This is a genomic window from Pseudomonas corrugata (assembly GCF_001269905.1).
GTDB classification, from domain to species: domain Bacteria; phylum Pseudomonadota; class Gammaproteobacteria; order Pseudomonadales; family Pseudomonadaceae; genus Aquipseudomonas; species Aquipseudomonas corrugata.
In genome coordinates this window covers 109,404-134,370 of the sequence record NZ_LHVK01000005.1, presented here as the reverse complement: position 1 = coordinate 134,370, position 24,967 = coordinate 109,404, and the positions used below count along the sequence as shown (strand labels likewise).

Annotated in this window: 23 protein-coding genes; 11 read left to right on the top strand and 12 right to left on the bottom strand. The window is 61.1% G+C overall.

Features of this window, described 5'->3' with window-relative positions:
• Positions 1-119: 119 nt before the first annotated feature.
• A complete protein-coding gene (locus AD665_RS07395; RefSeq protein WP_024781345.1) occupies positions 120-866 on the bottom strand; it encodes an SDR family oxidoreductase in 747 nt (248 codons plus the stop codon).
• A 52-nt stretch (positions 867-918) separates the two neighbouring features.
• Entirely contained in the window at positions 919-1,812 is an 894-nt protein-coding gene (locus AD665_RS07390) for a Dyp-type peroxidase (protein WP_024781344.1), read from the bottom strand.
• 284 nt (positions 1,813-2,096) lie between these two features.
• Between AD665_RS07390 and ampC the strand changes: the two genes are divergently transcribed.
• Positions 2,097-3,245: a class C beta-lactamase gene (gene ampC / locus AD665_RS07385; RefSeq protein WP_024781343.1), complete on the top strand. Its 1,149-nt coding sequence runs from the start codon at positions 2,097-2,099 to the stop codon at positions 3,243-3,245.
• Positions 3,246-3,389: 144 nt separating this feature from the next.
• Here ampC and AD665_RS07380 read toward each other — a convergent pair whose 3' ends face one another.
• The 3 genes from AD665_RS07380 to AD665_RS07370 form a co-directional block, all read right to left on the bottom strand.
• A complete protein-coding gene (locus AD665_RS07380; protein ID WP_053191552.1) occupies positions 3,390-3,938 on the bottom strand; it encodes a DUF4174 domain-containing protein in 549 nt (182 codons plus the stop codon).
• A 296-nt stretch (positions 3,939-4,234) separates the two neighbouring features.
• Positions 4,235-5,020 (bottom strand): sulfite exporter TauE/SafE family protein, encoded by a 786-nt coding sequence (locus AD665_RS07375; RefSeq protein WP_024781341.1) that lies wholly within the window; start codon positions 5,018-5,020, stop codon positions 4,235-4,237.
• 110 nt (positions 5,021-5,130) lie between these two features.
• Positions 5,131-5,856, bottom strand: coding sequence for a hypothetical protein (locus AD665_RS07370; RefSeq protein ID WP_231995066.1), 726 nt, complete (start codon positions 5,854-5,856; stop codon positions 5,131-5,133).
• A gap of 321 nt (positions 5,857-6,177) precedes the next feature.
• Here AD665_RS07370 and AD665_RS07365 point away from each other — a divergent pair, with 321 nt between their 5' ends.
• Complete coding sequence (locus tag AD665_RS07365) at positions 6,178-7,329, top strand: aldose epimerase family protein (protein WP_024781339.1); 1,152 nt, start codon at positions 6,178-6,180, stop codon at positions 7,327-7,329.
• 212 nt (positions 7,330-7,541) lie between these two features.
• Positions 7,542-8,363, top strand: a complete 822-nt coding sequence (locus tag AD665_RS07360; RefSeq protein ID WP_024781327.1) for an aldo/keto reductase — start codon at positions 7,542-7,544, stop codon at positions 8,361-8,363.
• 27 nt (positions 8,364-8,390) lie between these two features.
• On the opposite strand, the gene AD665_RS07355 is transcribed toward AD665_RS07360, so the two are convergent.
• On the bottom strand, positions 8,391-9,623 hold the full coding sequence (locus AD665_RS07355) for an MFS transporter (protein WP_024781328.1): 1,233 nt from the start codon (positions 9,621-9,623) through the stop codon (positions 8,391-8,393).
• Between the two features lie 448 nt (positions 9,624-10,071).
• On the opposite strand from AD665_RS07355, the gene AD665_RS07350 reads away from it, so the two are divergent.
• A complete protein-coding gene (locus AD665_RS07350; RefSeq protein WP_024781329.1) occupies positions 10,072-10,965 on the top strand; it encodes a LysR family transcriptional regulator in 894 nt (297 codons plus the stop codon).
• 124 nt (positions 10,966-11,089) lie between these two features.
• Positions 11,090-12,016 (top strand): AEC family transporter, encoded by a 927-nt coding sequence (locus AD665_RS07345; RefSeq protein WP_024781330.1) that lies wholly within the window; start codon positions 11,090-11,092, stop codon positions 12,014-12,016.
• 9 nt (positions 12,017-12,025) lie between these two features.
• On the opposite strand, the gene AD665_RS07340 is transcribed toward AD665_RS07345, so the two are convergent.
• On the bottom strand, positions 12,026-14,389 hold the full coding sequence (locus AD665_RS07340) for a DNA polymerase II (protein WP_162232175.1): 2,364 nt from the start codon (positions 14,387-14,389) through the stop codon (positions 12,026-12,028).
• 215 nt (positions 14,390-14,604) lie between these two features.
• Between AD665_RS07340 and AD665_RS07335 the strand changes: the two genes are divergently transcribed.
• From AD665_RS07335 to AD665_RS07315, 5 genes are all read left to right on the top strand, one after another.
• Positions 14,605-15,045, top strand: coding sequence for a CBS domain-containing protein (locus tag AD665_RS07335; RefSeq protein WP_024781332.1), 441 nt, complete (start codon positions 14,605-14,607; stop codon positions 15,043-15,045).
• Between the two features lie 70 nt (positions 15,046-15,115).
• Positions 15,116-15,712: a paraquat-inducible protein A gene (locus AD665_RS07330; RefSeq protein WP_024781333.1), complete on the top strand. Its 597-nt coding sequence runs from the start codon at positions 15,116-15,118 to the stop codon at positions 15,710-15,712.
• Positions 15,709-16,368 (top strand): paraquat-inducible protein A, encoded by a 660-nt coding sequence (locus AD665_RS07325; protein ID WP_024781334.1) that lies wholly within the window; start codon positions 15,709-15,711, stop codon positions 16,366-16,368. The genes AD665_RS07330 and AD665_RS07325 overlap by 4 nt, the downstream gene beginning before the upstream one ends.
• Positions 16,349-17,998: a PqiB family protein gene (locus AD665_RS07320; protein ID WP_053191547.1), complete on the top strand. Its 1,650-nt coding sequence runs from the start codon at positions 16,349-16,351 to the stop codon at positions 17,996-17,998. Before AD665_RS07325 ends, AD665_RS07320 begins: the two co-directional genes overlap by 20 nt.
• Before the next feature lie 17 nt (positions 17,999-18,015).
• Positions 18,016-18,552: a PqiC family protein gene (locus AD665_RS07315; RefSeq protein ID WP_053191545.1), complete on the top strand. Its 537-nt coding sequence runs from the start codon at positions 18,016-18,018 to the stop codon at positions 18,550-18,552.
• 14 nt (positions 18,553-18,566) lie between these two features.
• On the opposite strand, the gene AD665_RS07310 is transcribed toward AD665_RS07315, so the two are convergent.
• The gene (locus AD665_RS07310; RefSeq protein WP_053191543.1) at positions 18,567-19,196 is read right to left on the bottom strand and encodes a glutathione S-transferase family protein; all 630 of its coding nucleotides are present in this window, start codon (positions 19,194-19,196) and stop codon (positions 18,567-18,569) included.
• A 192-nt stretch (positions 19,197-19,388) separates the two neighbouring features.
• Between AD665_RS07310 and AD665_RS07305 the strand changes: the two genes are divergently transcribed.
• Positions 19,389-19,823 (top strand): hypothetical protein, encoded by a 435-nt coding sequence (locus AD665_RS07305; protein ID WP_053191541.1) that lies wholly within the window; start codon positions 19,389-19,391, stop codon positions 19,821-19,823.
• Positions 19,824-19,891: 68 nt separating this feature from the next.
• Here AD665_RS07305 and AD665_RS07300 read toward each other — a convergent pair whose 3' ends face one another.
• The 4 genes from AD665_RS07300 to AD665_RS07285 form a co-directional block, all read right to left on the bottom strand.
• The gene (locus tag AD665_RS07300; RefSeq protein WP_053191539.1) at positions 19,892-20,986 is read right to left on the bottom strand and encodes a DUF1615 domain-containing protein; all 1,095 of its coding nucleotides are present in this window, start codon (positions 20,984-20,986) and stop codon (positions 19,892-19,894) included.
• Positions 20,987-22,115: 1,129 nt separating this feature from the next.
• The gene (hemB, locus tag AD665_RS07295) at positions 22,116-23,090 is read right to left on the bottom strand and encodes a porphobilinogen synthase (protein WP_053191537.1); all 975 of its coding nucleotides are present in this window, start codon (positions 23,088-23,090) and stop codon (positions 22,116-22,118) included.
• Between the two features lie 112 nt (positions 23,091-23,202).
• Positions 23,203-24,048 (bottom strand): PhzF family phenazine biosynthesis protein, encoded by an 846-nt coding sequence (locus AD665_RS07290; protein ID WP_053191534.1) that lies wholly within the window; start codon positions 24,046-24,048, stop codon positions 23,203-23,205.
• An 8-nt stretch (positions 24,049-24,056) separates the two neighbouring features.
• Positions 24,057-24,755 carry a glutathione binding-like protein gene (locus AD665_RS07285; protein WP_024781114.1) on the bottom strand — a complete coding sequence of 233 codons (699 nt, stop codon included), beginning with the start codon at positions 24,753-24,755 and terminating at the stop codon, positions 24,057-24,059.
• Between the last annotated feature and the right edge of the window lie 212 nt (positions 24,756-24,967).

The window sequence follows — 24,967 nt, the reverse complement described above, 5'->3', positions numbered from 1 at the left end:
GGCGGCTCCATCGCGAGCAGGCTCGCTCCCACATGACCCGCTGTGAACCTGAGTACAAGACCACCGGAGATTCATTGTGGGAGCGAGCCCGTTCGCGATGGGGCGGGTACTGACGAAACTCAGCGCCCCCCACCCAAATCCACAAACGTCCCGGTGGCATACGAAGCCTTGTCCGACAGCAGCCAGATAATCGCTTCGGCCACTTCATCCGGACGACCGCCCCGGGCCATGGGGATTGCCGATTCCAGCTTGCTGACCCGCTCCGGATCGCCGCTGAGTGCATGGAAATCGGTGTAGATGTAACCCGGACGAACCGCATTGACGCGGATACCCTCGCCAGCCACTTCCTTTGACAAGCCAATGGTGAAGGTATCCAGCGCGCCCTTGGAAGCGGCATAGTCGACGTATTCGTTCGGCGAGCCCAGACGGGCGGCCACCGATGACACGTTGACGATACTGCCGCCCTGCCCGCCATGCCGGGGGGACATGCGCAGCACGGCGTGCTTGGCGCAGAGAATGGGCCCCAGCACGTTGGTCTTCATGATCTTGAGGATGCGGAACTCGGACATCTCATCGAGCCGGGACTTGTGCGCGACGGTACCGGCGTTGTTCACCAGTGCCGTGACGCGCCCCAGCTCCGCATCCACCCGGTTGAACAGGCCGATCACCTCATCCTCGATGCTCACGTCGGCGCGCACGGCAATGGCCTGCGCGCCCTTGGCGCGGACCTGCGCCAGCACATCCTGCGCGGCGTTTTCATCGGACTGGTAGTTGATGCAGATCCGATACCCCAGTTCGGCAGCCAGTAACGCCGTAGCCGCCCCGATACCACGGCCACCACCGGTGATCACGATGACTTTATCCACGCTGCTTCCCCTGTTTCACGGTAGACATCCGGGGCCAAGAATAGCGTTCACGTCACGCTTTTGCACAACCCCCGACCAGGGCCCGCAGATCCAGGCGCCCGTCCAGCAACGGCGGGCACCAGTAGTAGCCGCCGGTAATTGGCCGACTCATGCGATACAAGCCATCGGTGATGCCATCTTCAAGACCGCTCATGCGCCGCAGTTGCGCCTCGAAAGCGTCGAGGGAGAAACCGAACGCGAGAAACATCAGGCCGGCCCGATCCCCCTCGATCCACGGCATGGAGCGGCGCACGACGAAGGCTTCTGGCGCGAAGCTTTCCTGGGCGGTGCGTTTGACGTGGGCCGACTCCGGCGCATCGTCGAGCTCTTCGTTGTCGCTCAACCGCCGACCCATGATGTTGTCGCGCTCGTGGGGTTGCAGGGCCGCAAAGCCGTCCAGATCGTGCTGCCACTGCTGGATCGCCGCGAAACTGCCGCCTCGCAGCCCGTCGGCGCCCTGTGCCAGGGCCGCGGCGATGGCGGCTTCGTCGTGCGGGTTCTCGGTGCCGTCTTCGTAACCCGTCAGGTCGTGGCCGGTCATGTGGCGGAAGGTTTCGTTCATTTGCACCAGGCGCAACGCCGGTGCCAGCGCCGCCTCGATGGCGCGGCTGCGGTGCAGCAGTTCGCCACGGTCTTCGCCGTGCAGCCAGCACCACAATGCGTGCTGGGTCGAAGGATTGTCCACGCCCACGCCCGCCAGGGCAGGAAACGCCCGCAAGCCTTCGATCTGCGCGCCCAACGCCTGGACCAGCGACTCGCCAAGACCGATCACCTCACGACCGTCCAGTTGCAGCACCAACCTGTCGATCGCAGCCGGCAGCGCCTCGACCGATTCCAGGGCGAAAAACAAGTGACGGGCCTGAGGCGGAACAGGGGTGGCAAGAATGCCGGGCTGGTAGTAACTCATGTGAACTCCTCTGGAAAGAGCGCAAGTCTACCCGGAGGCCATGGATTTGTGGTGGTTTGCCAATGGACAACCGGCCTGCGCGACCCAGGCTTTTTGTAGGATTGCTCTTTCTCCCTCGTCGGATGACTCGGAACCTGCCCTCAAGCGGAAGGCCTCGGGTTGCCTGGTCACCGAAAACTTCCTAGAGTGCGCTCCAAAGCATGCACCCCAACAGTGCATTGAGCCGTCAAGGCTGCCGGATGCAGAGCGGCTTGAACTCTTGCCATTCATGGAGAACGGTCAATATGCAAATGACCCGATCGATACTCGCAGGCACCTTTTTGCTGGGGTGTGGAATCATGCCGGGCTTTGCCCAGGATCGCCTCGAAGACACCGTCAATGCGGTTATCGAACCCTTGATGAAACGACAGGACATCGCCGGCATGGCCGTGGCGATCACGCTGGACGGCCAGCCCCATTATTTCAATTACGGCGTGACCTCCAGGGAGACGAAACAGCCGGTCACAGACCAGACCCTCTTTGAAATAGGCTCGGTCAGCAAGACCTTCACCGCGACCCTCGGCGCCTATGCCCAGGCCCGGGGCAAGCTGTCGCTATCGGATCCGGCCGGCCGCTACGCCCCCGAGTTGCACGGTGCAGCCCTGGAAAACATCAGTCTTCTCAACCTCGCCACCTACACCGCGGGTGGGTTGCCGTTGCAATTTCCCGACGCCGCGGATCACCCGGACCGGATGTTCGATTATTACAAGGCCTGGAACCCGCTTTACCCGGCGGGCACCCAACGACTCTATTCGAACCCGAGTATCGGCCTGTTCGGCTATCTGGCAGCCCGCAGCCTGGATCGCCCCTTCGATGAGGCGATGGAGCAGACGTTGATGCCGGGCCTGGGCCTCAAGCACAGTTACCTGCGAGTGCCGGCATCAGAGGCGAACCGATATGCCCAAGGCTACGCTAAGGACGGCAAACCAGTCCGGGTCGGTCCCGGGGCAATGGACTCCGAGGCCTATGGTGTGAAAACCAGCGCCTCGGACCTGATCCGTTTCGTGGAGGCCAACCTGCGGCCGGAAAAACTCGACCCTGATCTGCAGCAAGCCATCTCCACCACCCACACCGGGTTCTACAAGGTTGGCGGCATGACCCAGGGACTGGGCTGGGAGTTCTACCCTTACCCGGTGACAGTAAGCGAGCTGCTGGCTGGTAATTCGGTGGAAGTTGCCATGAAGCCGAACAAGGTCGAACCTCTTGACCCGCCCCGCCCGGCCCCGAACGGCGCGTGGATCAACAAGACCGGGTCGACCGGTGGCTTCGGCGCCTATGCGGCTTTCGTGCCTGGCAAGAACATGGGCATCGTGCTGTTGGCGAACAGGAACTACCCCATCGAGGAACGGGTGAAGGCCGCGCACCGGATCCTGACGGCACTGGAAGACCGATAAGGCAAGGGATCGCTGCCGGAGCAAACTGTGGGAGCAAAGCTTGCTCGCGATACAGGCACCGCGATTCCGCTGAAGAACGTATCGTCCTCATCGCGGGCAAGCCTTGCTCCCACAACCGCCGCCAGGAAAGTCATCTCCTTGAAGTCAATCATCCAACGGCTTGGGTGCAGCCGCAGGCTTGGCTGCCTTGCCGGCTTTCGCGCCCTTCGCATCCTTGGCCGGTGCGACTTCAGGCGCTGGAGCTGGCGCGGGCGGCGTTGCTTCTTTCTCCGCCGCGGGAAGCTTGTCGACGGTGTCGAAGAGTTCCTTCAGTTCGATCGCCCCGGAATGCTCAAGCTTCTTTTCTCCATCCTTGCCCACCAGGATGATCTTGGTCTGGGCACCAGCCCCCAGCTTGAGCGAACGGATCAGCGCCATGGTGCTTTGGGGATCCAGATCCTTGCCGTCGCGCTGCCCGATGGTGTTGAGCACGGTGTAGAGCACCATGTTGCGCTCGGAAAAACCCTGCTTGCCCGCCGGTTCGCCCAGGGCTTTCTTCAGGCTGACCCATGCAGGGTCCACGGTACTGGGCGCGATGACGATCAGGGAGCGGGACCGGCCCACCTCCGCCGCCAGGGGTGAGTCACCATCAGCGGCGAACAGGGGGCCGGCGACGGCCAGCAAGGTTGCCAAGGTCAACGACCGAATGAGCATGCGCCTCTCCTTTTGATATTCACGCTGTACTGATTGCACAGGGCGACAATTGTTCCGCGAGAGAGTCGCCCAATATTGCGCCAGCCTGCCATGAAGCTTAGGTCAGCGGGGTTATTGCGCAACCATGGTGCGGGAGGGAGTCAGTCGATGCAGAGGCAGACACGGACTACTGTGTGCGAGCCTGCTCGCGATGACGGTGTGTCAGTCGACATCAATGCTGATTGACCCACCGCTATCGCGAGCAGGCTCCCACAGGGTCTTGTGAAATGCCTGAGAGCTGTGTCCGGCCACAGCAATCAGAACGCCAATTTGAACCCGATCATCGCCAGCATTACCGCCAGGCATGGGCGCAGCAGTTCATCGGAGATGCGTCCCGACAAATGACTGCCCAGGTAGATACCCGGCAACGAGCCAACCAGCAGATAACCGAGGATGTGCCAGTCCATGTTGCCCATGCTTGCATGGCCGAGGCCGGCAACGAGGGTCAGTGGCACAGCGTGGGCGATTTCGGTGCCTACCAGGCGCTTGGTGACCAGGAACGGGTAGAGAATGAACAAGGCGACGGTGCCCAGGGCGCCGGCACCAATGGAGGTCAACGCGACCATTGTGCCCAGCACCAGGCCGGTAACGACCGTAAGCACATTGAGTCGCGTGCCGGAGGGATTGTAGTGACCGCCAGCGCGATCATGGGCGAATTGCAACAGACGTTTCTTGAACAGGATTGCCAGGGCAGTGACGAACAGCACGAAACCCAGGGCCTGCTTGATGACGGCGTTCATGGCATCCGGCGAACTGTGCAGGCTGCTGAGAAACCACAGCGTCAGCCCGACCGCCGGCACACTGCCCAAGGTCAGCCAACCAGTGATTGCCCAATCGATATTGCGATTCCTGGCATGCACCAGCACACCACCGGATTTGGTAATGGCCGCGTACAGCAAGTCCGTCCCCACCGCAGTCGCAGGGTTGATACCGAACCACAGCAGAATGGGAGTCATCAGCGAACCGCCGCCGACACCGGTCATTCCGACGATGAAGCCGACCACCAGGCCAGCTGCGACTAAACCGACATTACCGAAATCCATCAAACCCGTCTCAGCATAACCGCGTGGAAAATCTCGCCGCGAGCATAGCGATTTTTCTTATAACCGACCTATAACGTTGTGATCTATCTTTATGCCTTTTCCCCCGAAGCCTACTGAACCGGCAAGAAGTTGAGAAACAGCAGACTCTGCGCATAGTTCAGCCCGATCCGCCGATAACGCTCATCCAGCATCTGTGTCAGCAAGTCCAGCCGTGCGACGATCTTCCCGAACTCCACAGCGAAACTCAGATTGCTGCCCTCCTCCGAGATTTCGTTGGAAAACAGCAGCAGGTTGCCGTCCTTATCCTGTCGCTGACTCAGTATCCAGGTAGCTTTTTCGATATTGCGCGCCGCGTTGCTGACAAAGCGCGGGTCAATGGTGTCGGTCATGTAGAACTCGAGCCGATTGCCATGGGCGGTCACCAGCATGCTGCCGATGGCATAGATGAACGCACCGACCCGATCACCGAGAAACTCCGGGCTCATGGCGTAGCTCAGGGCCGCCAGGTCCTTCTTGCCGCCCAGGGTCGGCAAGGGTTGCTGCTGCTCGATAGCCATGCGCACCTGCTTTTCCGCCGTGCGGGCATCGAGGAAGCCGGATTTGCGCAACTCCTGGGGATTGCGCAGGTAAAGCTTGCTCATCAACAGGTAGAGACTCTGCAGGTTGTCGTGCATCGACAACGTGGCCATGCGATCGACGCTGGTCTGCAAGAACTCCTGGGGCCGAGTGTTGCTGAACTGAGTGACCATGTCCTGGCCCTGCTGGCGGCTGCAACCACCACTGAGCAATATCAACGCCCCACCCAGGAGCGCGGGACAGCAACGTCGTAACACCATCAGACAATAGGAAACACCGGCCATTGAATCTCGATCTGGGCAGGGGAAGCGGTGGGGAGTCGCCGCTTCCTGGCCATGGATAGAGCGACAAAAACCCTAAAAGTGCAGTACTGCGTGTGGCATCTGACGCTTGGGCAAGACTCGTCTCGCTTAATTAGTATTACTTTTTAATTGATAAATTTCGATTTGTGGCTATAAATCCCTTCTAATCCGTCAAATAGATAGACTACTGAACAAAAAAAACCTTACCGCTGTCCGACCAAGTAATCGACTCGACCCGCGTTCAAAACAACAACAAAACCACAGGAAGGAAGGTCTACCATGCTTGAATCCAGACATCTGCTCACGGCCCTCGGAGTGTCTCTGATGATCGCCACCTCTGCCTCCCAGGCCGCCGGCCTGACCAATGAACGCGCTGCGTTCGGCAAGACCGACGATGGCACCGCAGTAGAGAAATATGTGTTGCGCAACAGTCATGGGATGGAGGCCACCGTCATCACTTACGGCGGGATTCTCCAGTCATTGATCGTGCCGGACAAACACGGCAAGGCCGCCGACGTGGTACTCGGCTTCGATGATGTCCAGGGCTATCAGAAGAACGGCAATGTGTACTTCGGCGCGACCATTGGCCGCTTCGGCAATCGTCTGGCCGACGGTGCATTCGAACTGGACGGCAAGCGCTACCAGGTCCCCCAGAATGATCACGGCAACTCCCTGCACGGCGGACCGCAAGGGTTCGACAAACGTGTCTGGAAAGCCGAGCCCCATAACGGCAAGGACTCGGTGGGCGTGACCCTGACCTACCTGTCGGCGGACGGTGAGATGGGCTTCCCGGGTGCCCTGAAGACCGACGTCACCTACAGCCTCACCGAACAGAACGAGCTGCGTATCGACTACAAGGCAACCACCGACAAACCCACGGTGCTGAACCTGACCAACCACAGCTATTTCAACCTCGCAGGTGCCGGTAACGGCGACATCCTGAAACAGGTCGCCACCCTGTACGCCACCCACTACACCCCTGTGACCGCCAAGCTCATCCCCACCGGCGAACTGGCGCCCGTGGCCGGCACGCCCATGGATTTCACCAAGCCCACCGCCTTCGGCACCCACATCAAGGCTGACCATCCACAACTCAAGTTCGCTGAACCGAAACAGGGTGGCTTCGATTTCAACTGGGTCCTGGACACCCAAGGTGATGTGAACAAACCGGCCGCCGATGTCTACGATCCGCAGTCGGGGCGCCGCTTGCAGCTCTACACCACCGAGCCCGGTGTGCAGCTCTACACCAGCAACTTCCTCGACGGCACCATCAAGGGCAAGCAGGGCAAAGTCTATCCTCACTGGGGTGCGTTCACCCTGGAAACCCAGCATTTCCCCGACTCGCCGAACCAGCCGAAATTCCCATCCACGCGACTTGATCCGGGTCAGACCTACACCCAGACCATGGTGCTGAAGTTCTCTGCGAAATAACCCTCTGATCGCTCCCACATTGGCCGTCTGAAGTGTGGGAGCGAGCCTGCTCGCGATGACGGTGTGTCCACCGACATCTTTGCCAATTGACCCACCGCTATCGCGAGCAGGCTCGCTCCCACAAGAACGGCGCAGGCTTCTCGTCGATCGGCCTGAACACTTGGACTATCCTGCTGCCACATGTCTGATGTTCAAGCATATAGGAGACCGGCATGAAGACTCTGGAGTTGGCTGGCGTGTCCGTTCCCATGATCGGCCAGGGCACCTGGCACATGGGTGAGGAACCGTCCGCTCACAAGAAAGAAGTAGCTGCCCTGCGCCTGGGCATCGAACTGGGCATGACCTTGATCGACACGGCGGAAATGTACGCCGAGGGCGGTGCCGAAGTCGTCGTTGGCGAGGCGATCACCGGCCTGCGGGACCAGGTGTTCCTGGTCAGCAAGGTCTACCCTCACAACGCCAGCCGCAAAGGCATCCCGCTGGCCTGCGAACGCAGCCTGCGGCGACTCGACACCGACTACATCGACTTGTACCTGCTGCACTGGCGCGGCCAATACCCGCTGGAAGAAACCGTCGAAGCCTTCGAACGCCTGCGCGAAGAAGGCAAGATTGGCCGCTGGGGTGTATCGAACTTTGATGTGGAGGATCTTGAAGAGCTGGCTTCGCCGGCCTGCGCCACCAACCAGGTGCTGTACAACCTGCAGGAGCGGGGTATCGAATTCGATCTGCTGCCCTGGTGCCAGCAACACGCCATGCCGCTCATGGCCTATTGTCCGGTCGGCCAGGGTGGGCGTCTGCTCAAGGACCACACCCTGCGGCAGATCGCCGAGCGCCACGGTGCGACGTCGGCGCAGATTGCACTGGCCTGGTTGCTGCGCCAGGACAAGGTCATCGCCATTCCCAAGGCTGTGCAACCCGAACATGTGCGCTTGAACGCCGAAGCGGCGAACCTGCAATTGGCACCCCAGGACCTGGCAGCCCTGGACCTGATTTTTCCACAGCCCCAGGACAAGCAGCGACTGGCGATGGTTTGACGCCTCCCTGCCCGCCAGAACCAAGCTTCATGCCTGGCGGGAGGAAAGGATGAATCCGGTGACACCCAGTACCGGACCCGGTATCAGTAGCCACAGCGCGTCGATACCGATGCGCTCGAACAACCAGCTGGTGACGGCAATCGAGACAACGGTGATGGCAAAGCCGATGCTATTCTGGATGGCCAGGGCGCTGCCGACGGCCTCGCGCGGGCAGGCCTGGGCCGCGAGTGCAGAGAACTGCGGCGAATCGGCCACCACCGACGCGCCCCAGACACCCAATAGCGCCAACAGGGCCCACGCCGGAAAATGCTCGGCCCAGAGGACAAACAGCAGTCCGCAGGCCCCGGACAGGCTCAACGCTCCCAGCGCCACCTTGGCGCTGCCTGTACGCTGGGACAACAGCCCCCCCAGGATCGTCCCCACTGCCCCCAGCGCCATGATGCAGAACGACAGGCCCGCCACACCCAAGGCCGGGAAAGAAGACGCCAACCCGGTACGGCTCACGATCAGCGGCACCAGCGTCCAGAACGCGTAAAGCTCCCACATGTGGCCGAAGTAGCCTAGGGTTGCCGCCCGAAAGCGACCGATCCTGAAGGCACCGAGAATCGCTCCTGGTCGCGGGGTCTTGCCGGGTTCAGGGGCGGTGCCGATACGAGCATGGGGGCCCTCGCCCAACACACCGATCAGCACCGCACCGGCGAGCGCCAGCACCGAGGATGCGGTGATGATTGCCTGCCACGGCCAGTCGGCACCCACCATCCGCAAGGCATGGGGCAGCGCGGTGCCCAGGGTCAGCATCGACACCAGTTGAGCCAGGGCCAGGCCGGTACGCTGCGGCGCCCAGCCCACGATCAGTTTCATGCCCATGGGGTAGATACCGGCCAACGTGATACCCACACCGAATCGCAGCATTGCACCGCTCAGCAGCCCCTCCGCCAGCCAGGCAAAACCCAGGTTGAACAGCGCGCCGACGATGGCGCTGCATACGAACAGCGTGCTCGCGCGAAAACGGTCGGCTGCGCCACTGAGCGACAGGCTCAATGTGCCGAGAATGAAGCCCAACTGCACGGCGTTGGTCAGCCAGCCGATGTCGGTGGACGTCGCGTTCCAGGCGCGCATCAGCTCTTCGGCGGTACTGTTGGCACTGAACCACAGCGAGGTGCCGAACAGCTGGGCCACGGCAATCGTCGCCACGGGCCCCATCGAACGGATGAGCAGGCCACGCAAACCTGAAGGCGTGGCGACTACGGAGTGATTCATTTCAAGTCACCAGGGCGCTAGCCGCACGATGGATGAATGGAAGGTTCGTACTACATCCCCTGCGGGAGCGATCTGCTCACGATGGCGGAATACCAGGCAACACTTTCGTCGACGGACACGCCGCTTCGCGAGCAGGCTCGTTTCCATATGGATCACACCGTACCGCATCATGGGCCACCGCTCGGGGATGTTCACGGTTGAGTCGCAGATCGTGCATCAGATTCTCCTTGAAGTGTGGTACTTGGCGGGGTGAAGAGGTTTTATTCCTCCCGAATGAATGAAAAGCCTTGATTTTCAGGTTTGAGATAAATTTTCATGACGCTTTCGCAACCAGGCCTTCACGCACGCTCCGCTCCCACAAGGAATTATGCAGATAGCGTTTTCGACGGCTAGGGGCCTGTTTGAACCGTACAGGCCACTAGCGTTTTCCATCCAAGAGCGAATCACAATGTCCCTACGAGCACTGCGCACACTGGTCGCCATCGCCCGGCACGGCTCATTTGCACGAGCCGCCGAAGCGGTGCACCTGACTCAGTCCGCGGTGAGTCTGCATGTCAAAAGCCTGGAAGATGAGTTCAACGCGCCGTTGTTCGATCGGTCTCGACGCTTGCCGGTGCTCACCGAGGCCGGACACCTGGCGGTGGAAAGAGCCAACGAAATCCTTGCACTGTATGACAGCATCGCTGCGGACGTCGGCGAGAACAGTGAGCTGCGCGGGCGCCTGCGAGTCGGGGCGATCCACACTGCGCTGGCCGGCATACTCCCGGCAGCCCTGGCGGCGCTGAGCAAAAGTCATCCGCATCTGCGCATCAATGTGGCGTCCGGGATGTCGGCGGAACTGGCGACGCGGGTCGAAGCCGGCGAACTGGACGCCGCCGTGACCACACAACCGGTCAAACCCCATCCCTACGGGCTGGTGAGTACACCGCTGTATCAGGAAGCGTTCTGGATCATTGCGCCCCCGCATCTCAAGGATCTGCCCCTGAGACAATTGCTCCAGGAGCAGCCCTTCATTCGCTTTGACCGGCGCGCATGGGCAGGACGAACCATCGAGCGGGAACTGCGTCGCATGCGCCTGCGGGTCCAGACAGCCATGGAGCTGGACAGCCAGGAAGCTATCATCCACATGGTTTCGGGTGGACTCGGCGTGGCCGTGGTGCCTTTGTCGGCACGGGATCTCGAGTATCTGCAGGACTTGGATATACGTCCATTCGGTGAACCGCAAGGCCTGCGCCAAGTGGTCCTGCTAGAACGCGAGGACCGTCCCGTCGCTCGTCTGGCTGCGGCCTTGGCACAGGCAATTCGCAACTGTCGGAGTGGCGGCGTGACCGATGAGAAATAATTGACCATCGATCAATTTATTATCGTTTTTTATTCACTGTCCCCCGAAGGAATAATACAACCCCCTGGGCTGTACAGCAGCCTTGAAGAGACTCTGTTCTCCTTGATTGATTGGTGAATGCAAGATGACCCTGGCGTTGCTGCTTGCCCTCTTTCCCATTGCCTTGTTGATCGCATTGGGCGCCTGGCTCAGGCAATCGAACTTCCTGGCCGACAGTTTCTGGCCCCAGGCCGAGCGGCTGGGCTACTACGTGCTGTTGCCGTCGCTGTTCGTCCATGGCCTTGCAACCGCCCAGCTCGGTGATGTCCCGGTGGGCGGGATGATTCTGGCGCTGGTATTGTCGACCGTCACGGTGGCGGTATTGCTGGTGGGGTCGCGAGGTCTCTTCCCAGGTAATGACGCAGCCTTCACCTCAGTCTTCCAGGGCGGCGTGCGCTTCAATAATTATGTGGGGGTATCCGCGGCCGTCGGATTGTTCGGCACATCCGGCGTTACCTTGGCAGCGGTTGCCAACGCGGCGATTGTGCCAACGGTCAATATCCTTTGCGTGCTGGTGTTCGCCCGTTTTGGTCCCGGGGGACGGTTACCGATAAAGCTCATCGCCAGGCAATTGGCAACGAACCCACTGATACTGGCGTGTCTGGCCGGCATCTTCTTGCAAGGGACAGGGATAGGAATACCTCGTGGGCCGGAAGCCGTACTCAAGGCACTCGGCCAGGCGTCACTGCCCCTGGGCCTGCTGTGTGTCGGTGCGGCCCTGAACCTGAAGACGGCGCACAGCTGGTTGAGACCGATGGGTATGTCCTCGTTCACCAAGTTCGTGATCATGCCGGTCGTGACCTTGATCGCCTGCCGGCTGACCGGCCTGCAGGGCGATGCAGCGATTGCGGTGCTGCTTTTCCAATCCCTGCCGACGGCATCGTCGTCCTACATCATGGCCCGGCAAATGGGCGGTGATGCCCCCCTGATGGCCGGCATCATCGCCGGCCAGACGCTGCTCGCCGCGCTTGCCCTGCCGGTCGCCGTCATCACCCTTTCGTCATGGGTATGACGAGCATCCTCAGAACAAGCCCATCTGCCCGCCCACCAACGTCAGAAAATCATCCCCCACAAACGGCAGGATCGCATCCGCCACCGGTTGCAGCTGCTTGCTCACGTAGTGGTCATAGTCGATAGCGGCGCTGCGGGTTTCCAGGGGCTCGGGGCCGGCGACGGTGATGACGTAGCTGATCCAGCCGCCGTTCTGGTATTGCCGCGGGCGACCCTGGCGATGGTTGAACGCGTCGGCAGTCCGCGCCGCTCGCACGTGGGGCGGAACATTGCGCTCGTAGTCATCCAGCGGCCGACGCAAGCGCTTGCGGTAGACCAGTCGCTCATCGAACGCACCGGCGAGGGTCTGGTGGACGTAATCGCGCACGTAATCCTGGTAAGGCTTGCGGTGGAAGATGCGCTCGTACAGTTCCTGCTGGAATTGCCGGGCCAGCGGCGACCAGTCGGTGCGCACGGCCTCCAGCCCCTTGTAGACGATTTCATCGCGGCCGTCGGCACGGGTCACCAACCCGGCGTAGCGTTTCTTGCTGCCCTCCTCGGCGCCACGAATCGTCGGCATCAAAAAACGCTTGAAGTGGGTTTCGAATTGCAGTTCCAACGCACTCTGCAACCCGAACGTCTCATGCACGTATTCGCGCCACCACTGGTTGACGTAAGCCACCAGCTCACGACCGATGCTGGCTGCCTCCTCCTGGCCATGGGCCCGGCGCAACCAGACGAAGGTGGAGTCGGTATCGCCATAGATCACCACATGCCCCCGTGCTTCGATCAACTGCCGGGTCTGCTGCATGATCTGGTGGCCGCGCAAGGTAATGGATGAGGCCAGCCTTGGATCGAAGAAGCGGCAACCGCTGGAGCCGAGTACGCCGTAGAAGGCGTTCATGATGATCTTCAAGGCCTGGGACAGCGGCGCGTTGTGTTCGCGCTTGGCAGTTTCCCGGCCTTCGGCAACGCGTGCCACGATGGACGGCAGGCAATGGCGGGTGCGCGAGAACCGTGCGCCGCGAAAGCCCGGCACCGACTCGCTATCGTCCGGATGCCTCAGGCCTTCGATCAGACCCACCGGGTCGATGAGAAACGTGCGGATGATCGACGGATACAGGCTCTTGTAGTCCAGCACCAGGACCGACTCGTAGAGCCCGGGCTGGGAATCCATGACAAAGCCGCCCGGGCTGGCCTGGGGCGGGCGCTGGCCAAGATTCGGAGCAACAAACCCCTGGCGGTGCATCAGCGGCATGTACAGGTGCGTGAAGGCCGCCACCGAACCGCCACTGCGGTCCGCCGGCAGGCCGGTAACACTGGCCCGCTCCAGCAGGAACTTGAGCAGCTCGGTCTTGGCGAAGATCCGCGTCACCAGCTCGCAGTCCTTGAGGTTGTAGCGGGCCAGGGCCGGCTTGTCCTCGGCGAACATGCGATTGATTTCGTCCATGCGCTGATAAGGGGTGCCGATGGCCTTGCCCTCCCCCAACAACGTCTGGGCGACGTTTTCCAGGCTGAACGAAGGGAAGCTCCAGGTGGCCGAGCGCAGGGACTCGATGCCATCGATGATCAGTCGTCCAGCCGCCGAGGCAAAGAAGTGGTTGTTGCGCGCACCGTGCTCACGCCACTGCATCTCCTCCCCACCTCGCCCCAGGCGCAACGGCACGGCCAGCCGCCGGGCATGCTCGTGCAGCACACGCAGATCGAACTGCACCAGGTTCCAGCCAATGATCGCGTCGGGGTCGAAACGGGCGAACCAGTCGTTGAGTTTCTTCAGCAGCACCGTGCGGGAATCACAGTATTCAAGCTGGAAATCCACATCGCTGTCGTCGCCGTTGGGCGGGCCGAGCATGTACACCTGGCGCTCGCCGCAGCCTTCCAGGGCAATGGAATACAGTTCACCCTGGGCCGTGGTCTCGATATCCAGGGACACCAGGCGCAACGCCGGACGGTAATCGGGGGCCGGTTTCATCTGGGCATCCAGCAACAGGCCGTCGGTGCCCGGCGTACCGCTGAACCAGACCGGCGCGGTGATGAATCGCTCCATCAGGTAGCGCTCCGGCGGCCGGATATCGGCCTCGAACACGTCCACGCCCGCCCGCCGCAAGGTCGTGTCCAGGCGCATCAGTTGGGCGTGTTGGCGGCAATACAGGCCCAACACCGGTCGATGCTCAAAATCCAGCAGGTCGAGGGGGCGCAGTTCAATGTCCTTTTCCCCTTGCAGCAGGGCTTCGGCCTGGCCACGCTGGAGCTGCGGCACGAACGCCACCGACGGCTGCACCGCCAGCCGCACGCGCCGTGGCCCGGCGTCTGTCGCCAGCCAGAATTCGACTTCGGTGCCCGCTGGGGTATCGCGCCAATGCCGGGTCAGGACGAAGCCCTGCTGTAAATCCACCGCTGTGACCTCGAATCTTGGGTAAGGGGTGATTCTACCCGCCATCTCTCAGGGAAACAGTGAACCTGTGTGGCGAGGGGATTTATCCCCTCGCCACAATGATAAATTCACCGCCGATGGCGTTTTTGGACGACTGGCCGCCGTTTTACCGCTTGCCCTGCGCCGCTGGGTCTACGATTCTTTAACAACACCTGCAAAACACCCCGAGGCCCCCAATGAAAACCGTCGCGCAGTTGCTCCGGATGAAGGACGAGAAGAACCAGCAAGTGCACACCATCTCACCGGACGACATGGTATTGCAGGCGTTGATGCGCATGGCCGAGAAAAACGTCGGCGCCTTGTTGGTGGTGAAGAACGATGAAGTGCTGGGCATCATCAGCGAGCGCGACTATGCGCGCAAAATGGTTTTGCACGGCCGCTCATCGGTAGGTACGAAGGTCAGCGACATCATGGTATCCCCCGTGATCACCATTGATCCGCACCAGACCGTCGAGACCTGCCTGAGCATCATGACCGAAAAACACCTGCGACATTTGCCCGTGGTCGACGACGGCAGACTCGTCGGCCTGCTGTCCATCGGTGACCTGGTCAAGGAAGCCATTGCCGAACAGGCGAACCTGATCCAACAACTGGAGCAATACATTCGCGGCGAATGATCGACTCGTCAGGTTGCTCATTCCCAACCCACTTCTATATTGAAGGGGTTGTCCCTGCCCGAGCACCCCGATGGCCGACGCCGAGCGACTGATCATTTGCGAACATTGCGATGCGGTGTACGAGCCGGTGGAGCTCGTCCCGCATCAGAAGGCCTCGTGCGTACGGTGTGGCGCGGTGATCCAGCGCTATAACGGGCTGACCATCGAAAAACGCCTGGCCTTGAGCGTGACGGCAGCGGTGCTGTGGGCATTCGCCAACGTCTACCCGGTGATGAGCATCCGCTTCCAGGGCCTGAGCAACAGCGCTACCCTGTGGGATTCCATCGTGGCCCTGAGCCAGGGGCCGATTGCTTTCATCGCCCTGGTGGCAGCGGTGGCTATCATCATCGCACCGGTCCTGCAATTGGCACTCCTGCTCTGGGTGTTGGGCCATGCCTACGCCAATCGTCGTGCGCCCGGGTTCAACCTGTGCATGCGCAGCCTGGAAACGCTGCGGCCGTGGAGCATGCTGGAGGTCTGCCTGCTGGGCGCGCTGGTGGCGGTGATCAAACTTGCCGGGATGCTCGACGTACTGCCGGGCATCGGTCTGTTCGCCCTGGCAGCCTTGAGCCTGCTGATGATCCGGATCGCCGGGCGCGACGTGCGCGACCTGTGGAGCAGCCTGTGAACGGCGAACCGGCGACTACCCCGCCGCTGGCCGGTGATCTGGAGCTGTGCCTGTGCCACGGCTGTGGCCTGGCCTGCGACATGACCGATGAGCCAGAGACCTGCCCGCGTTGCGACGCCACCCTGCACCGACGCAAACCCGATGCCCTCACCCGGACCTGGGCCTACATGCTGGCCGCGCTGGTGTTCTATATTCCGGCCAACCTGCTGCCGGTGATGAACACCCGAATGCTCGGGGACGGTGCCGACAGCACGATCATCAGTGGCGTGATCGAATTCTGGCGCAGCGGCGCCTGGGACATCGCGCTGATCATTTTCATCGCCAGCATCGCCGTGCCCGGCATCAAGTTCGTGGTCCTGACTCTGCTGCTGGTCACCGTGCAACGACGCAGCACCTGGGCCCAGTTGCAGCGGGCCAAGCTGTACCGGCTGGTCGAGGTCATCGGCTACTGGTCGATGCTCGACGTGCTGGTGGTGGCCCTGGTGGCGGCGCTGGTGAAGTTCCAGGCACTGAGCGATATCGAACCGCGACCGGGAATCCTGTTCTTCGGCCTCGTAGTGCTGTTCACCATGCTTTCGGCCATGAGTTTCGACCCGCGGCTGATCTGGGATACCCCCCCACCCGAGGAGGCCATGGATGAAGTCGCAAGTCACTGACGAACCGCAACCTGCGCCGGGTCGCGCCCACGTCACCAGCAGTCGCTGGTCGGTGTCGCTGGTGTGGATCGTCCCGATCATAGCGGTGCTGGTGGGCCTGTCGCTGGTGGTCCACAACTGGCTGCAGGAAGGCCCGACCATCACCATTACCTTCAAGACCGGCGAAGGCCTGACCGCCAACAAGACCGCGGTGAAATACCGCAACGTGGTGATCGGCCAGGTCACGGACGTGCAATTGAGCGACGACCAGAAGAACGTCACCGCCACGGTCAAGCTTGCCAAGAACGCGGATACCTTCACTCACGAAGACTCGGTGTTCTGGGTGGTCCGGCCGCGCATCGGCGCCGGTGGCATTTCCGGGATCGATACGTTGCTGTCCGGGGACTTCATCGGGGCCGACGCCGGACATTCGAAAGTACGCGCCAAGTCGTTCATCGGCCTCGAGGCTCCGCCGCCGATCACCTACGGCGAACCAGGCAAGCGCTTTACTCTGCACTCCCAGGACCTCGGTTCACTGGACATTGGCTCGCCGGTTTACCTGCGCAAGATCCCGGTGGGTCAGGTGGTTTCCTACGCCCTGGATGCCGACGGCAAAGGGGTCAATATTGAAGTGTTCATCAACGCACCGAACGACGCCTATGTCACCGAAAACACCCGATTCTGGAACGTCAGCGGCGTGGACCTGAACGTCGGCGCCAATGGCTTCGCGGTCAGGACCGAATCACTCTCGGCGTTGCTGGTTGGCGGCATCGCGTTCAGGGCTCCGGCATACAGCCCCAACGATGCGCCGGCAGCCGAAGACAAGAACTATGAACTGTTCGCCAATCAGCAAAGCGCTCTGGCGCCGCCCAGTGGCAAGGCACAATACCTGGCGCTGCGTTTCGACCAGGCGTTGCGCGGATTGAAGGTCGATGCACCGGTGGAGTTCCTCGGTGTCGAAGTGGGCAGGGTCGTCGCCATCAACCTGGATTTTGACGAGAAGCAGCGCAGTTTCCCAGTCAACGTCGGTGTAGTGATCTACCCCCAGCGCTTGGGCAAAGCCCACGAGAAACTGCTCAAGGCCCTCAATCACGACCCGGAAGACGAAGCGGCCTCGGCCCGTCTGATCGGCAGTTTCGTCGAACGAGGCTTGCGCGCCCAGGCCCGCAGCGGCAGCCTGCTGACCGGGCAGTTGTACATTTCCCTGGACTTTTATCCCAAGGCTGAAAAAGTCGCTTTCGACCCCAACGCCCGCCCCGTCAGCATCCCGACCATTCCCGGCAGCCTCCAGCAATTGCAGGAGCAACTGCAGTCGGTGGTCGAGCGGATCAACAAGCTGCCCCTGGAAAGCATCGCCAGCAACCTGGATGGCAGCCTTGTGGAGTTGCGCAAGGGCTTGAAGCAATTCAACGGCAAGACGCTGCCTGGCGTGCAGAACACCCTGCACGACGTCAGCAAGACCCTGCAATCGGCCAACGCCACGCTGGCCGAAGACTCGCCGCAGCGCGAACAGTTGACCCAGACCCTCGATGATCTCGGCCGCATGTCGCGCTCGCTGCGTGAACTGTCCGACTACTTGAGCCGTCATCCCGAATCGCTGCTGCGCGGCCGTCCCAAGGACGCCCCTCTCACATTCCCGGTGGAAGAATGATTACAGGAGCGCGTGCCATGCCGCCGATACTGAGACTCACCCTGGTCGCCACGATGTTGCTGCTCGGTGCCTGCCGCAGCGATCCTATTCATTACCACACGCTGAGCCCGGTCCAACCAACGGGTAAACCACTCTCCAGCCTCGACATCCGGATCGAGCAGCTCAGTGTCCCGCCTCAGGTGGATCGCACCCAGATGGTCATTCGCCAAGGCAACAGCGGGTTGGCGATCCTGGAGACCGAGTGGTGGGGCGCCAGCCTGGCGGATGAGCTGCGCAGCAGTCTGGAGGAACAACTGAGCAATCCCGGCGCGCCGAAAGCGTTACTGCGGATAGACGTACAACGCTTCGACTCGATCCCCGGCCGGTACGCCCGCATGGACGTGCAGTGGCGCCTGCGCATCCTGAGCGGCGAAGCCCACGCCTTTACCTGCCGCAGCGTCCTGCAGACGTCTGCCGCAAACACCCTCGACGAACTGGTGCTGGCTCATCAGGATAATGTCCGGCAGCTCGCCAACCTCATCGCCCAGGCTATCACTCGAAAGGCATGCCCATGACCTTTCGGACACGTCTACGCAGGCCAATGCAGTGACAGCACCGGGGCCACACGCGGATGCTGGTCGATGCGTTCCAGCACCGCATGAAATTCCGGTCGGGCGCTGAGCATCGCCTCTCGCGTTCCGGCCCACTTGGTAATCACCGCAGCGAGAATATCCAGCGCTCCCGGCTCGGCGCCGCTGAAGAACGGTTGCGCCGCAAACTGATCGGCAAACAACGCCCAGTTGCGATACAGGCGTTGCTTCGTGCCCGACACCAGTTGCTGCCGTGTCGCCTCATCCGCCTCGACCAACCAGCGCTCCGGAAAATCGATGATACCGATGGGTGTGTAGCAATTGGCGGCGATATAAACCAGGCCCCGTATGGTTTGTGCACGCTGGACCTGGTCTTCGGGCAGCAACTTCGATTCCGGATAGGTCAACCCGAGGTGAATGAGGATGGCCGCGGCTTCAGTCAGCACCGAGCCGTCCGGCATCCGCAAGGTCGGAACCTGTTTCTGAGGATTCAACGCCTCAAGTGCTTTGGCCGCTTCATTATCTTCGGTCGAATAGGCATCGACCCGGCGATAAGGCACACCACATAGGCACAGGGCAATCTCCACCGCCGAAGAACCGGATTGCCTGTAGCCGAATAAATGAAACATAGCCTGCCTCCTGGGAAGGTTCAGTCGATAGAACTTCGAGGGCGACCGATGTTCCAGTCCGTGGACGAGCTGCACATCCACCAGCTATCACCGCCATCGATGTTCACCATCACGCCAATGAAGTTCTCATGATGACTGTCCGACGCAACAATGGCCCCACACAAACCCACTGCACCCCCGGAGCACACCATCATGAAACGCCAAATCATCCTCAGCCTCGCTTTCTCGGTTCTCGCAGCCAACGTATTTGCCGCTTCTTCCCATCAGGTCGTTGCCGAAGGCGGTTCCGATCGACTGATTGAAAACCGTGTGGCCGAAGGTGGTTCGGATCGTCTGAACCAGAACCGTGTGGCTGAAGGTGGCTCGGATCGTCTGAACCAGAATCGCGTAGCTGAAGGTGGCTCGGATCGTCTGAACCAGAATCGCGTGGCTGAAGGTGGCTCCGATCGTCTGAACCAGAATCGCGTGGCTGAAGGTGGCTCGGATAGTCTGAACCAGAATCGCGTGGCTGAAGGTGGCTCCGATCGCCTGAACCAGAACCGCGTGGCTGAAGGTGGCTCCGATCGCCTGAACCAGAACCGCGTGGCTGAAAGTGGTTCCGATCGTTTGACCCAGAACCGCGCATGACTTGCCGCCCTGCTCTGCCCGACAAAGGCCCGGCCTCATCCGCCGGGCTTTTTTCATGATCCTGCTCGCTACCGTCCCGCCGACCGTGTCATGCACCGCTGATAACGTTCATCCACGCGCTTGGCAAACCATGCGGTGGTCAGCTTACGGGTGATTTTCGGGCTTTTGAGCACGATCCCCGGCAACACCGCACGGGGCAACGGCTTACCCTCGGCCTTGTCGGCCAGTTCGAAGACGCGCCTGTAGAGTTTGCTGTCCTCGAACGCCAGGCTGTCGCCCTGCTCCAACTGATCGCGAATGGTCGGGTTGCGCATTCCCAATGATTTCCCAAGCGTGCGCACCGCCAGCTCGGTGCTGCCAGGCATGATGGAGTCATGCCGGATCAGGTCCCCGTCGAGTGCCAGGGAAATACCTGAGGCGCAGCTCACTGCATGCTGGAATGCTGCATTGCGGCTGGCGTACCAACCGGCATTGAAATCGGCAAAGCGATACAGCGGTTCGGTGTAGCTCACCGGATACCCCAACAAATGTGCAATGCCGAAATACATCCCTCCGCGACGACTGAACACTTCCTTGCGAATCGAACCCTCCACTGCATAAGGATAATGTAGGGCATTGGCCTGGGCGAAGGCGATACTGACCTGCATCGGCCCGCCGGTGTGCACCGGGTTGAAGCCGTCGAACAGCGTTTTGCCCAGCGGCACCATGCCAATGAAGTCATCAAAAATGCCGCTCAGCTCCTTCTCGCTGCGTACCGCGGCGAGCCGGTCGCTGTAGCTCTTGCCATTGGATGAACGTACCTGGAGCGCGCCGCTGATCAGTATCCCGGGAATATGCAGCTTCGCCGCACGGCGGTCGATTTCCTGCCGGGCAATCTTGCCCAAACCCGGCACAGTGGGGTCGGCCTGGAACGTCGACTCCTGCTCAGTGACCGCCAGGACCGAACAGATATTCTGCGTTGTAGGCGGGATCTGCTGCGCGGTAAACGCAACATAGATGTCCGTGGCCCAGCCTTCGCGATCCGCGGTCTTGGCCGGCAACAACCGCACGATCTGCGCCTTGACCTCGGCAGGCTGGCGCTCAGGCTCCTGGGCCTGACGACTGCCGCAACCGGCCAGGACCAGCAATGCCGGGAAAATGAACAACCATCGATTGAAAAGCATAGGGCTCCATCAGGTTTGGACTCCAGAGCACCATACGATCAAAAGCGGGGGCAGGCTATGTTCGGTGGCTCAATAACACCGCAAAACCCATGTGGGAGCGAGCCCGCTCGCGATGACGGCGGCACACACAACATCAATGCAAACTGATCCACCGCTTTCGCGAGCAAGCCCGCTCCCACAAGGGAATTGAGTTGGACAGCAAGTCCGCGGGCACCTCGGGCCTGTGGGAGCCGGGCTTGCCCGCGATGACGGCGGCACACACAACATCAATGCAAACTGATCCACCGCTTTCGCGAGCAAGCCCGCTCCCACAAGGGAACTGAGCTGGACAGCAAATCCGCGGGCACCTCGGGCCTGTGGGAGCCGGGCTTGCCCGCGATGACGGCGGCACACACAACATCAATGCAAGCTGATCCACCGCTTTCGCGAGCAAGCCCCCACAAGGGAATTGAGCTGGACAGCAAGTCCGCGGGCACCTCGGGCCTGTGGGAGCCGGGCTTGCCCGCGATGACGGCGGCACACACAACATCAATGCAAGCTGATCCAACGTCATCGCGAGCAGGCTCGCTCCCACAAGGGAATTGAGCTGGACAGCAAATCCGCGGGCACCTCGGGCCTGTGGGAGCCGGGCTTGCCCGCGATGACGGCGGCACACACAACATCAATGCAAGCTGATCCACCGCTTTCGCGAGCAAGCCCCCACAAGGGAATTGAGCTGGACAGCAAGTCCGCGGGCACCTCGGGCCTGTGGGAGCCGGGCTTGCCCGCGATGACGGCGGCACACACAACATCAATGCAAGCTGATCCACCGCTTTCGCGAGCAAGCCCGCTCCCACAAGGGAATTGAGCTGGACAGCAAGTCCGCGGGCACCTCGGGCCTGTGGGAGCCGGGCTTGCCCGCAATGACGGCGGCACACACAACATCAATGCAAGCTGATCCAACGTCATCGCGAGCAGGCTCGCTCCCACAAGGGAATTGAGCTGGACAGCAAATCCGCGGGCACCTCGGGCCTGTGGGAGCCGGGCTTGCCCGCGATGACGGCGACACACACAACATCAATGCAAACTGACCCAACGTTATCGCGAGCAGGCTCGCTCCCACAAGGGAATTGAGCTGGACATGGGGGAATCAGATACCGCTCGATGCCAGGTCCATCGCAAAGTAGGTGAAGATCAGATCGGCCCCCGCCCGCTTGATCGCGCCAAGGCTTTCACGCACCACTCGGGCTTCGTCGATTGCACCCGCCTGGGCGGCGAACTTGATCATCGCGTACTCGCCACTGACCTGATAGGCCGACAGCGGCAGGTTAGACGCCTGGCGGATGTCACGGATGATATCGAGGTAGGCACCGGCCGGTTTGACCATCAACGCATCGGCGCCTTCCTGTTCGTCGAGCAGGGATTCGCGCAACGCTTCGCGACGGTTCATCGGGTTCATCTGGTAGCTCTTGCGGTCGCCCTTCAAAGCACTGCCGCCAGCCTCACGGAACGGGCCATAGAGCGCCGAGGCGAATTTGGTGGAATAGGCCATGATTGCCGTCTGGCTGAAGCCGGCTTCATCCAGGGCCTTGCGAATCGCCTGGACCTGCCCATCCATCGCCGCGGACGGAGCAATGATATCGGCACCGGCGCGAGCCGCTGCCACAGCTTGTCGACCCAGGTTGAACAGGGTCCGGTCGTTGTCCACTTCATGCCCATGAAGCACACCGCAATGACCGTGATCGGTGTATTCACAGAAACACGTGTCGGACATCACGATCATTTCCGGTACCGCGTCCTTGCAGATCGCGGCCATGCGCGATACCAGACCACGCTCGTTCCAGGTGTCGCTGCCGTCGCTGTCCAGACGATGGGACACGCCAAAGGTCATCACCGACTTGATGCCCGCACGGGCATATCGCTCGATCTCGCCGGCCAGTTTCGACTCAGGAATGCGCACCACGCCCGGCATGCTCTTGATCGGCACGAAGTCATCGATTTCTTCTTCGACGAAAATCGGCAGGACCAGGTCGTTCAACGTGAACTCGGTTTCCTGGAAAAGACTGCGCAGGCTGGCATTACGACGCAGGCGGCGTGGACGTGCTTCGGGGAACTGGCTGGACATGGGACTCCTGGGCAAATGGGTCAATCACAGGGGGACAAAGCTTATGCCCTGGCCGGCCAGGGCACAAACACCGCCTGGAGAACAGAGTGTTACCGGCAGGGCAATAATCCACTCACAAGCTCAGCGAACCATTGATGCAGGTCACCACCGCGCCACCGATCCAGACATCTTCAGCGATTTGCTCGACATGAATCCGTCCAGCACGCCCCATGGTCAATCCCTGACTGACTACATAAGACGACGGCGCCAGCCCCTTGCCCAGCATCCACTGGGCAAGACCGGCATTCAGGCTGCCGGTGGCCGGATCCTCCGGCATGCCATCACCGGCGATGAAACCCCGCACTTCAAACTGAGCCTCATCACCATCCACGGCCGGATCCCAAGGCGCGACGACCCCCACCGCCAAATCCAGAAGCTGGTGATAGTCAGGCTTGAGCGTCAGCACCTGCTGACGATCCTTGAGCATCAACGCCAGCCAACCGGCGCCGTTATCAACCCATTGCGCGTCGACAATCGCCTCGGCCGGCAGCCTCAGCCCACTGCGTACCCGTTCCAACAGATCAACGTCCAGCGGACCGGATTTGAGCAGCGGCGGAGCCAGGAACGCCAACCCGTGTTCATTGCGACGAATCCTGACCAGGCCTACGCCGCACTCCTGCACGATCTCCCGGCCTTTCGATACGCCACCGGCCTCCAACCAGGCATGACAGCTGCCCAGGGTAGGATGCCCGGCAAACGGCAACTCGGTCGACGTGCTGAAAATACGCACCCGGTAGTCCGCCTCCGGATGTTGCGGTGCCAACAGGAAAGTGGTTTCGCTGAGGTTGGTCCAGTTGGCAAAAGCGATCATCTGTTCATCGCTGAGCTCATCGGCCCCCAGCACCACGGCCAGCGGATTGCCCTTGAGCGGCACGTTGCTGAACACGTCCAGTTGCTTGAAATCGAATCGGCGGGTCATCGCTCCGCTCATTCCGGGATCTTCAAACCACGGACCACCGCCGGCCGCGCCAGGAAGCGTTCCAGCACCCGCGTCACGTTGGGGAAGTTCTGGATTCCCACCAGATCGCCGGCCTCATAGAACCCGATCAAGTTGCGCACCCACGGAAAGGTGGCGATGTCGGCAATGGTGTAGCGCTCGCCCATGATCCAGTCGCGCCCTTCCAGGCGACCATCGAGTACCTTGAGCAACCGCTTGCTCTCCTCCACATAACGGTCGCGAGGTCGCTTGTCCTCATAGTCCTTGCCTGCGAATTTATTGAAGAAACCCAGCTGCCCGAACATCGGCCCGATACCGCCCATCTGGAACATCAACCACTGAATCGTCTCGTAGCGCGCCGCCGACTCCTGGGCCAGCAGTTGACCGCTCTTGTCCGCCAGGTAAATCAGAATCGCCCCGGACTCGAACAACGCCAGCGGCTGATCCCCCGGCCCGTGGGGATCAAGAATCGCCGGGATCTTATTGTTCGGGTTGAGGGAGAGGAACTCAGGGGACAGTTGATCATTGCTGCCGAAATCCACTTTGTGGGGTTCGTAGGGCAGACCGATCTCTTCCAACATGATCGAGACCTTCACGCCGTTTGGGGTTGGCAGGGAGTAGAGCTGGAGCCACTCGGGGTATTGGGCCGGCCATTTCTGGGTGATGGGGAATTGGGTCAGGTTGGGCATGGGGAGCTCCATGGCAGGAGGGAAATGCTGGAGCATAATTGAGGATCGGGTGGATAGCATCAGGAAATGCCCCCCTCCTGACGGTCACGGTATTCACGCCGGCCGTTATTAATTTCGCAACATCCTGTCGTTAATGTTCACTCCATCTCACGGAAGAGAGCCGTGGCAGCATCGAACCAAAGGGCTTCAGGAGACTCAGAGCAATGCCCCGA

Excerpts from the sequence above, each read along its gene's own strand:
- AD665_RS07370 (WP_231995066.1), bottom strand. The coding sequence starts at position 5,856 with ATGGTGTTACGACGTTGCTGTCCCGCGCTCCTGGGTGGGGCGTTGATA.
- AD665_RS07345 (WP_024781330.1), top strand. The coding sequence starts at position 11,090 with ATGACCCTGGCGTTGCTGCTTGCCCTCTTTCCCATTGCCTTGTTGATC.
- AD665_RS07350 (WP_024781329.1), top strand. The coding sequence starts at position 10,072 with ATGTCCCTACGAGCACTGCGCACACTGGTCGCCATCGCCCGGCACGGC.
- AD665_RS07390 (WP_024781344.1), bottom strand. The coding sequence starts at position 1,812 with ATGAGTTACTACCAGCCCGGCATTCTTGCCACCCCTGTTCCGCCTCAG.
- AD665_RS07320 (WP_053191547.1), top strand. The coding sequence starts at position 16,349 with ATGAAGTCGCAAGTCACTGACGAACCGCAACCTGCGCCGGGTCGCGCC.
- AD665_RS07290 (WP_053191534.1), bottom strand. The coding sequence starts at position 24,048 with ATGACCCGCCGATTCGATTTCAAGCAACTGGACGTGTTCAGCAACGTG.
- AD665_RS07330 (WP_024781333.1), top strand. The coding sequence starts at position 15,116 with ATGGCCGACGCCGAGCGACTGATCATTTGCGAACATTGCGATGCGGTG.
- AD665_RS07335 (WP_024781332.1), top strand. The coding sequence starts at position 14,605 with ATGAAAACCGTCGCGCAGTTGCTCCGGATGAAGGACGAGAAGAACCAG.
- hemB (WP_053191537.1), bottom strand. The coding sequence starts at position 23,090 with ATGTCCAGCCAGTTCCCCGAAGCACGTCCACGCCGCCTGCGTCGTAAT.
- AD665_RS07375 (WP_024781341.1), bottom strand. The coding sequence starts at position 5,020 with ATGGATTTCGGTAATGTCGGTTTAGTCGCAGCTGGCCTGGTGGTCGGC.
- AD665_RS07365 (WP_024781339.1), top strand. The coding sequence starts at position 6,178 with ATGCTTGAATCCAGACATCTGCTCACGGCCCTCGGAGTGTCTCTGATG.
- ampC (WP_024781343.1), top strand. The coding sequence starts at position 2,097 with ATGCAAATGACCCGATCGATACTCGCAGGCACCTTTTTGCTGGGGTGT.
- AD665_RS07300 (WP_053191539.1), bottom strand. The coding sequence starts at position 20,986 with ATGCTTTTCAATCGATGGTTGTTCATTTTCCCGGCATTGCTGGTCCTG.
- AD665_RS07360 (WP_024781327.1), top strand. The coding sequence starts at position 7,542 with ATGAAGACTCTGGAGTTGGCTGGCGTGTCCGTTCCCATGATCGGCCAG.
- AD665_RS07305 (WP_053191541.1), top strand. The coding sequence starts at position 19,389 with ATGAAACGCCAAATCATCCTCAGCCTCGCTTTCTCGGTTCTCGCAGCC.
- AD665_RS07380 (WP_053191552.1), bottom strand. The coding sequence starts at position 3,938 with ATGCTCATTCGGTCGTTGACCTTGGCAACCTTGCTGGCCGTCGCCGGC.
- AD665_RS07285 (WP_024781114.1), bottom strand. The coding sequence starts at position 24,755 with ATGCCCAACCTGACCCAATTCCCCATCACCCAGAAATGGCCGGCCCAA.
- AD665_RS07355 (WP_024781328.1), bottom strand. The coding sequence starts at position 9,623 with ATGAATCACTCCGTAGTCGCCACGCCTTCAGGTTTGCGTGGCCTGCTC.
- AD665_RS07310 (WP_053191543.1), bottom strand. The coding sequence starts at position 19,196 with ATGTTTCATTTATTCGGCTACAGGCAATCCGGTTCTTCGGCGGTGGAG.
- AD665_RS07315 (WP_053191545.1), top strand. The coding sequence starts at position 18,016 with ATGCCGCCGATACTGAGACTCACCCTGGTCGCCACGATGTTGCTGCTC.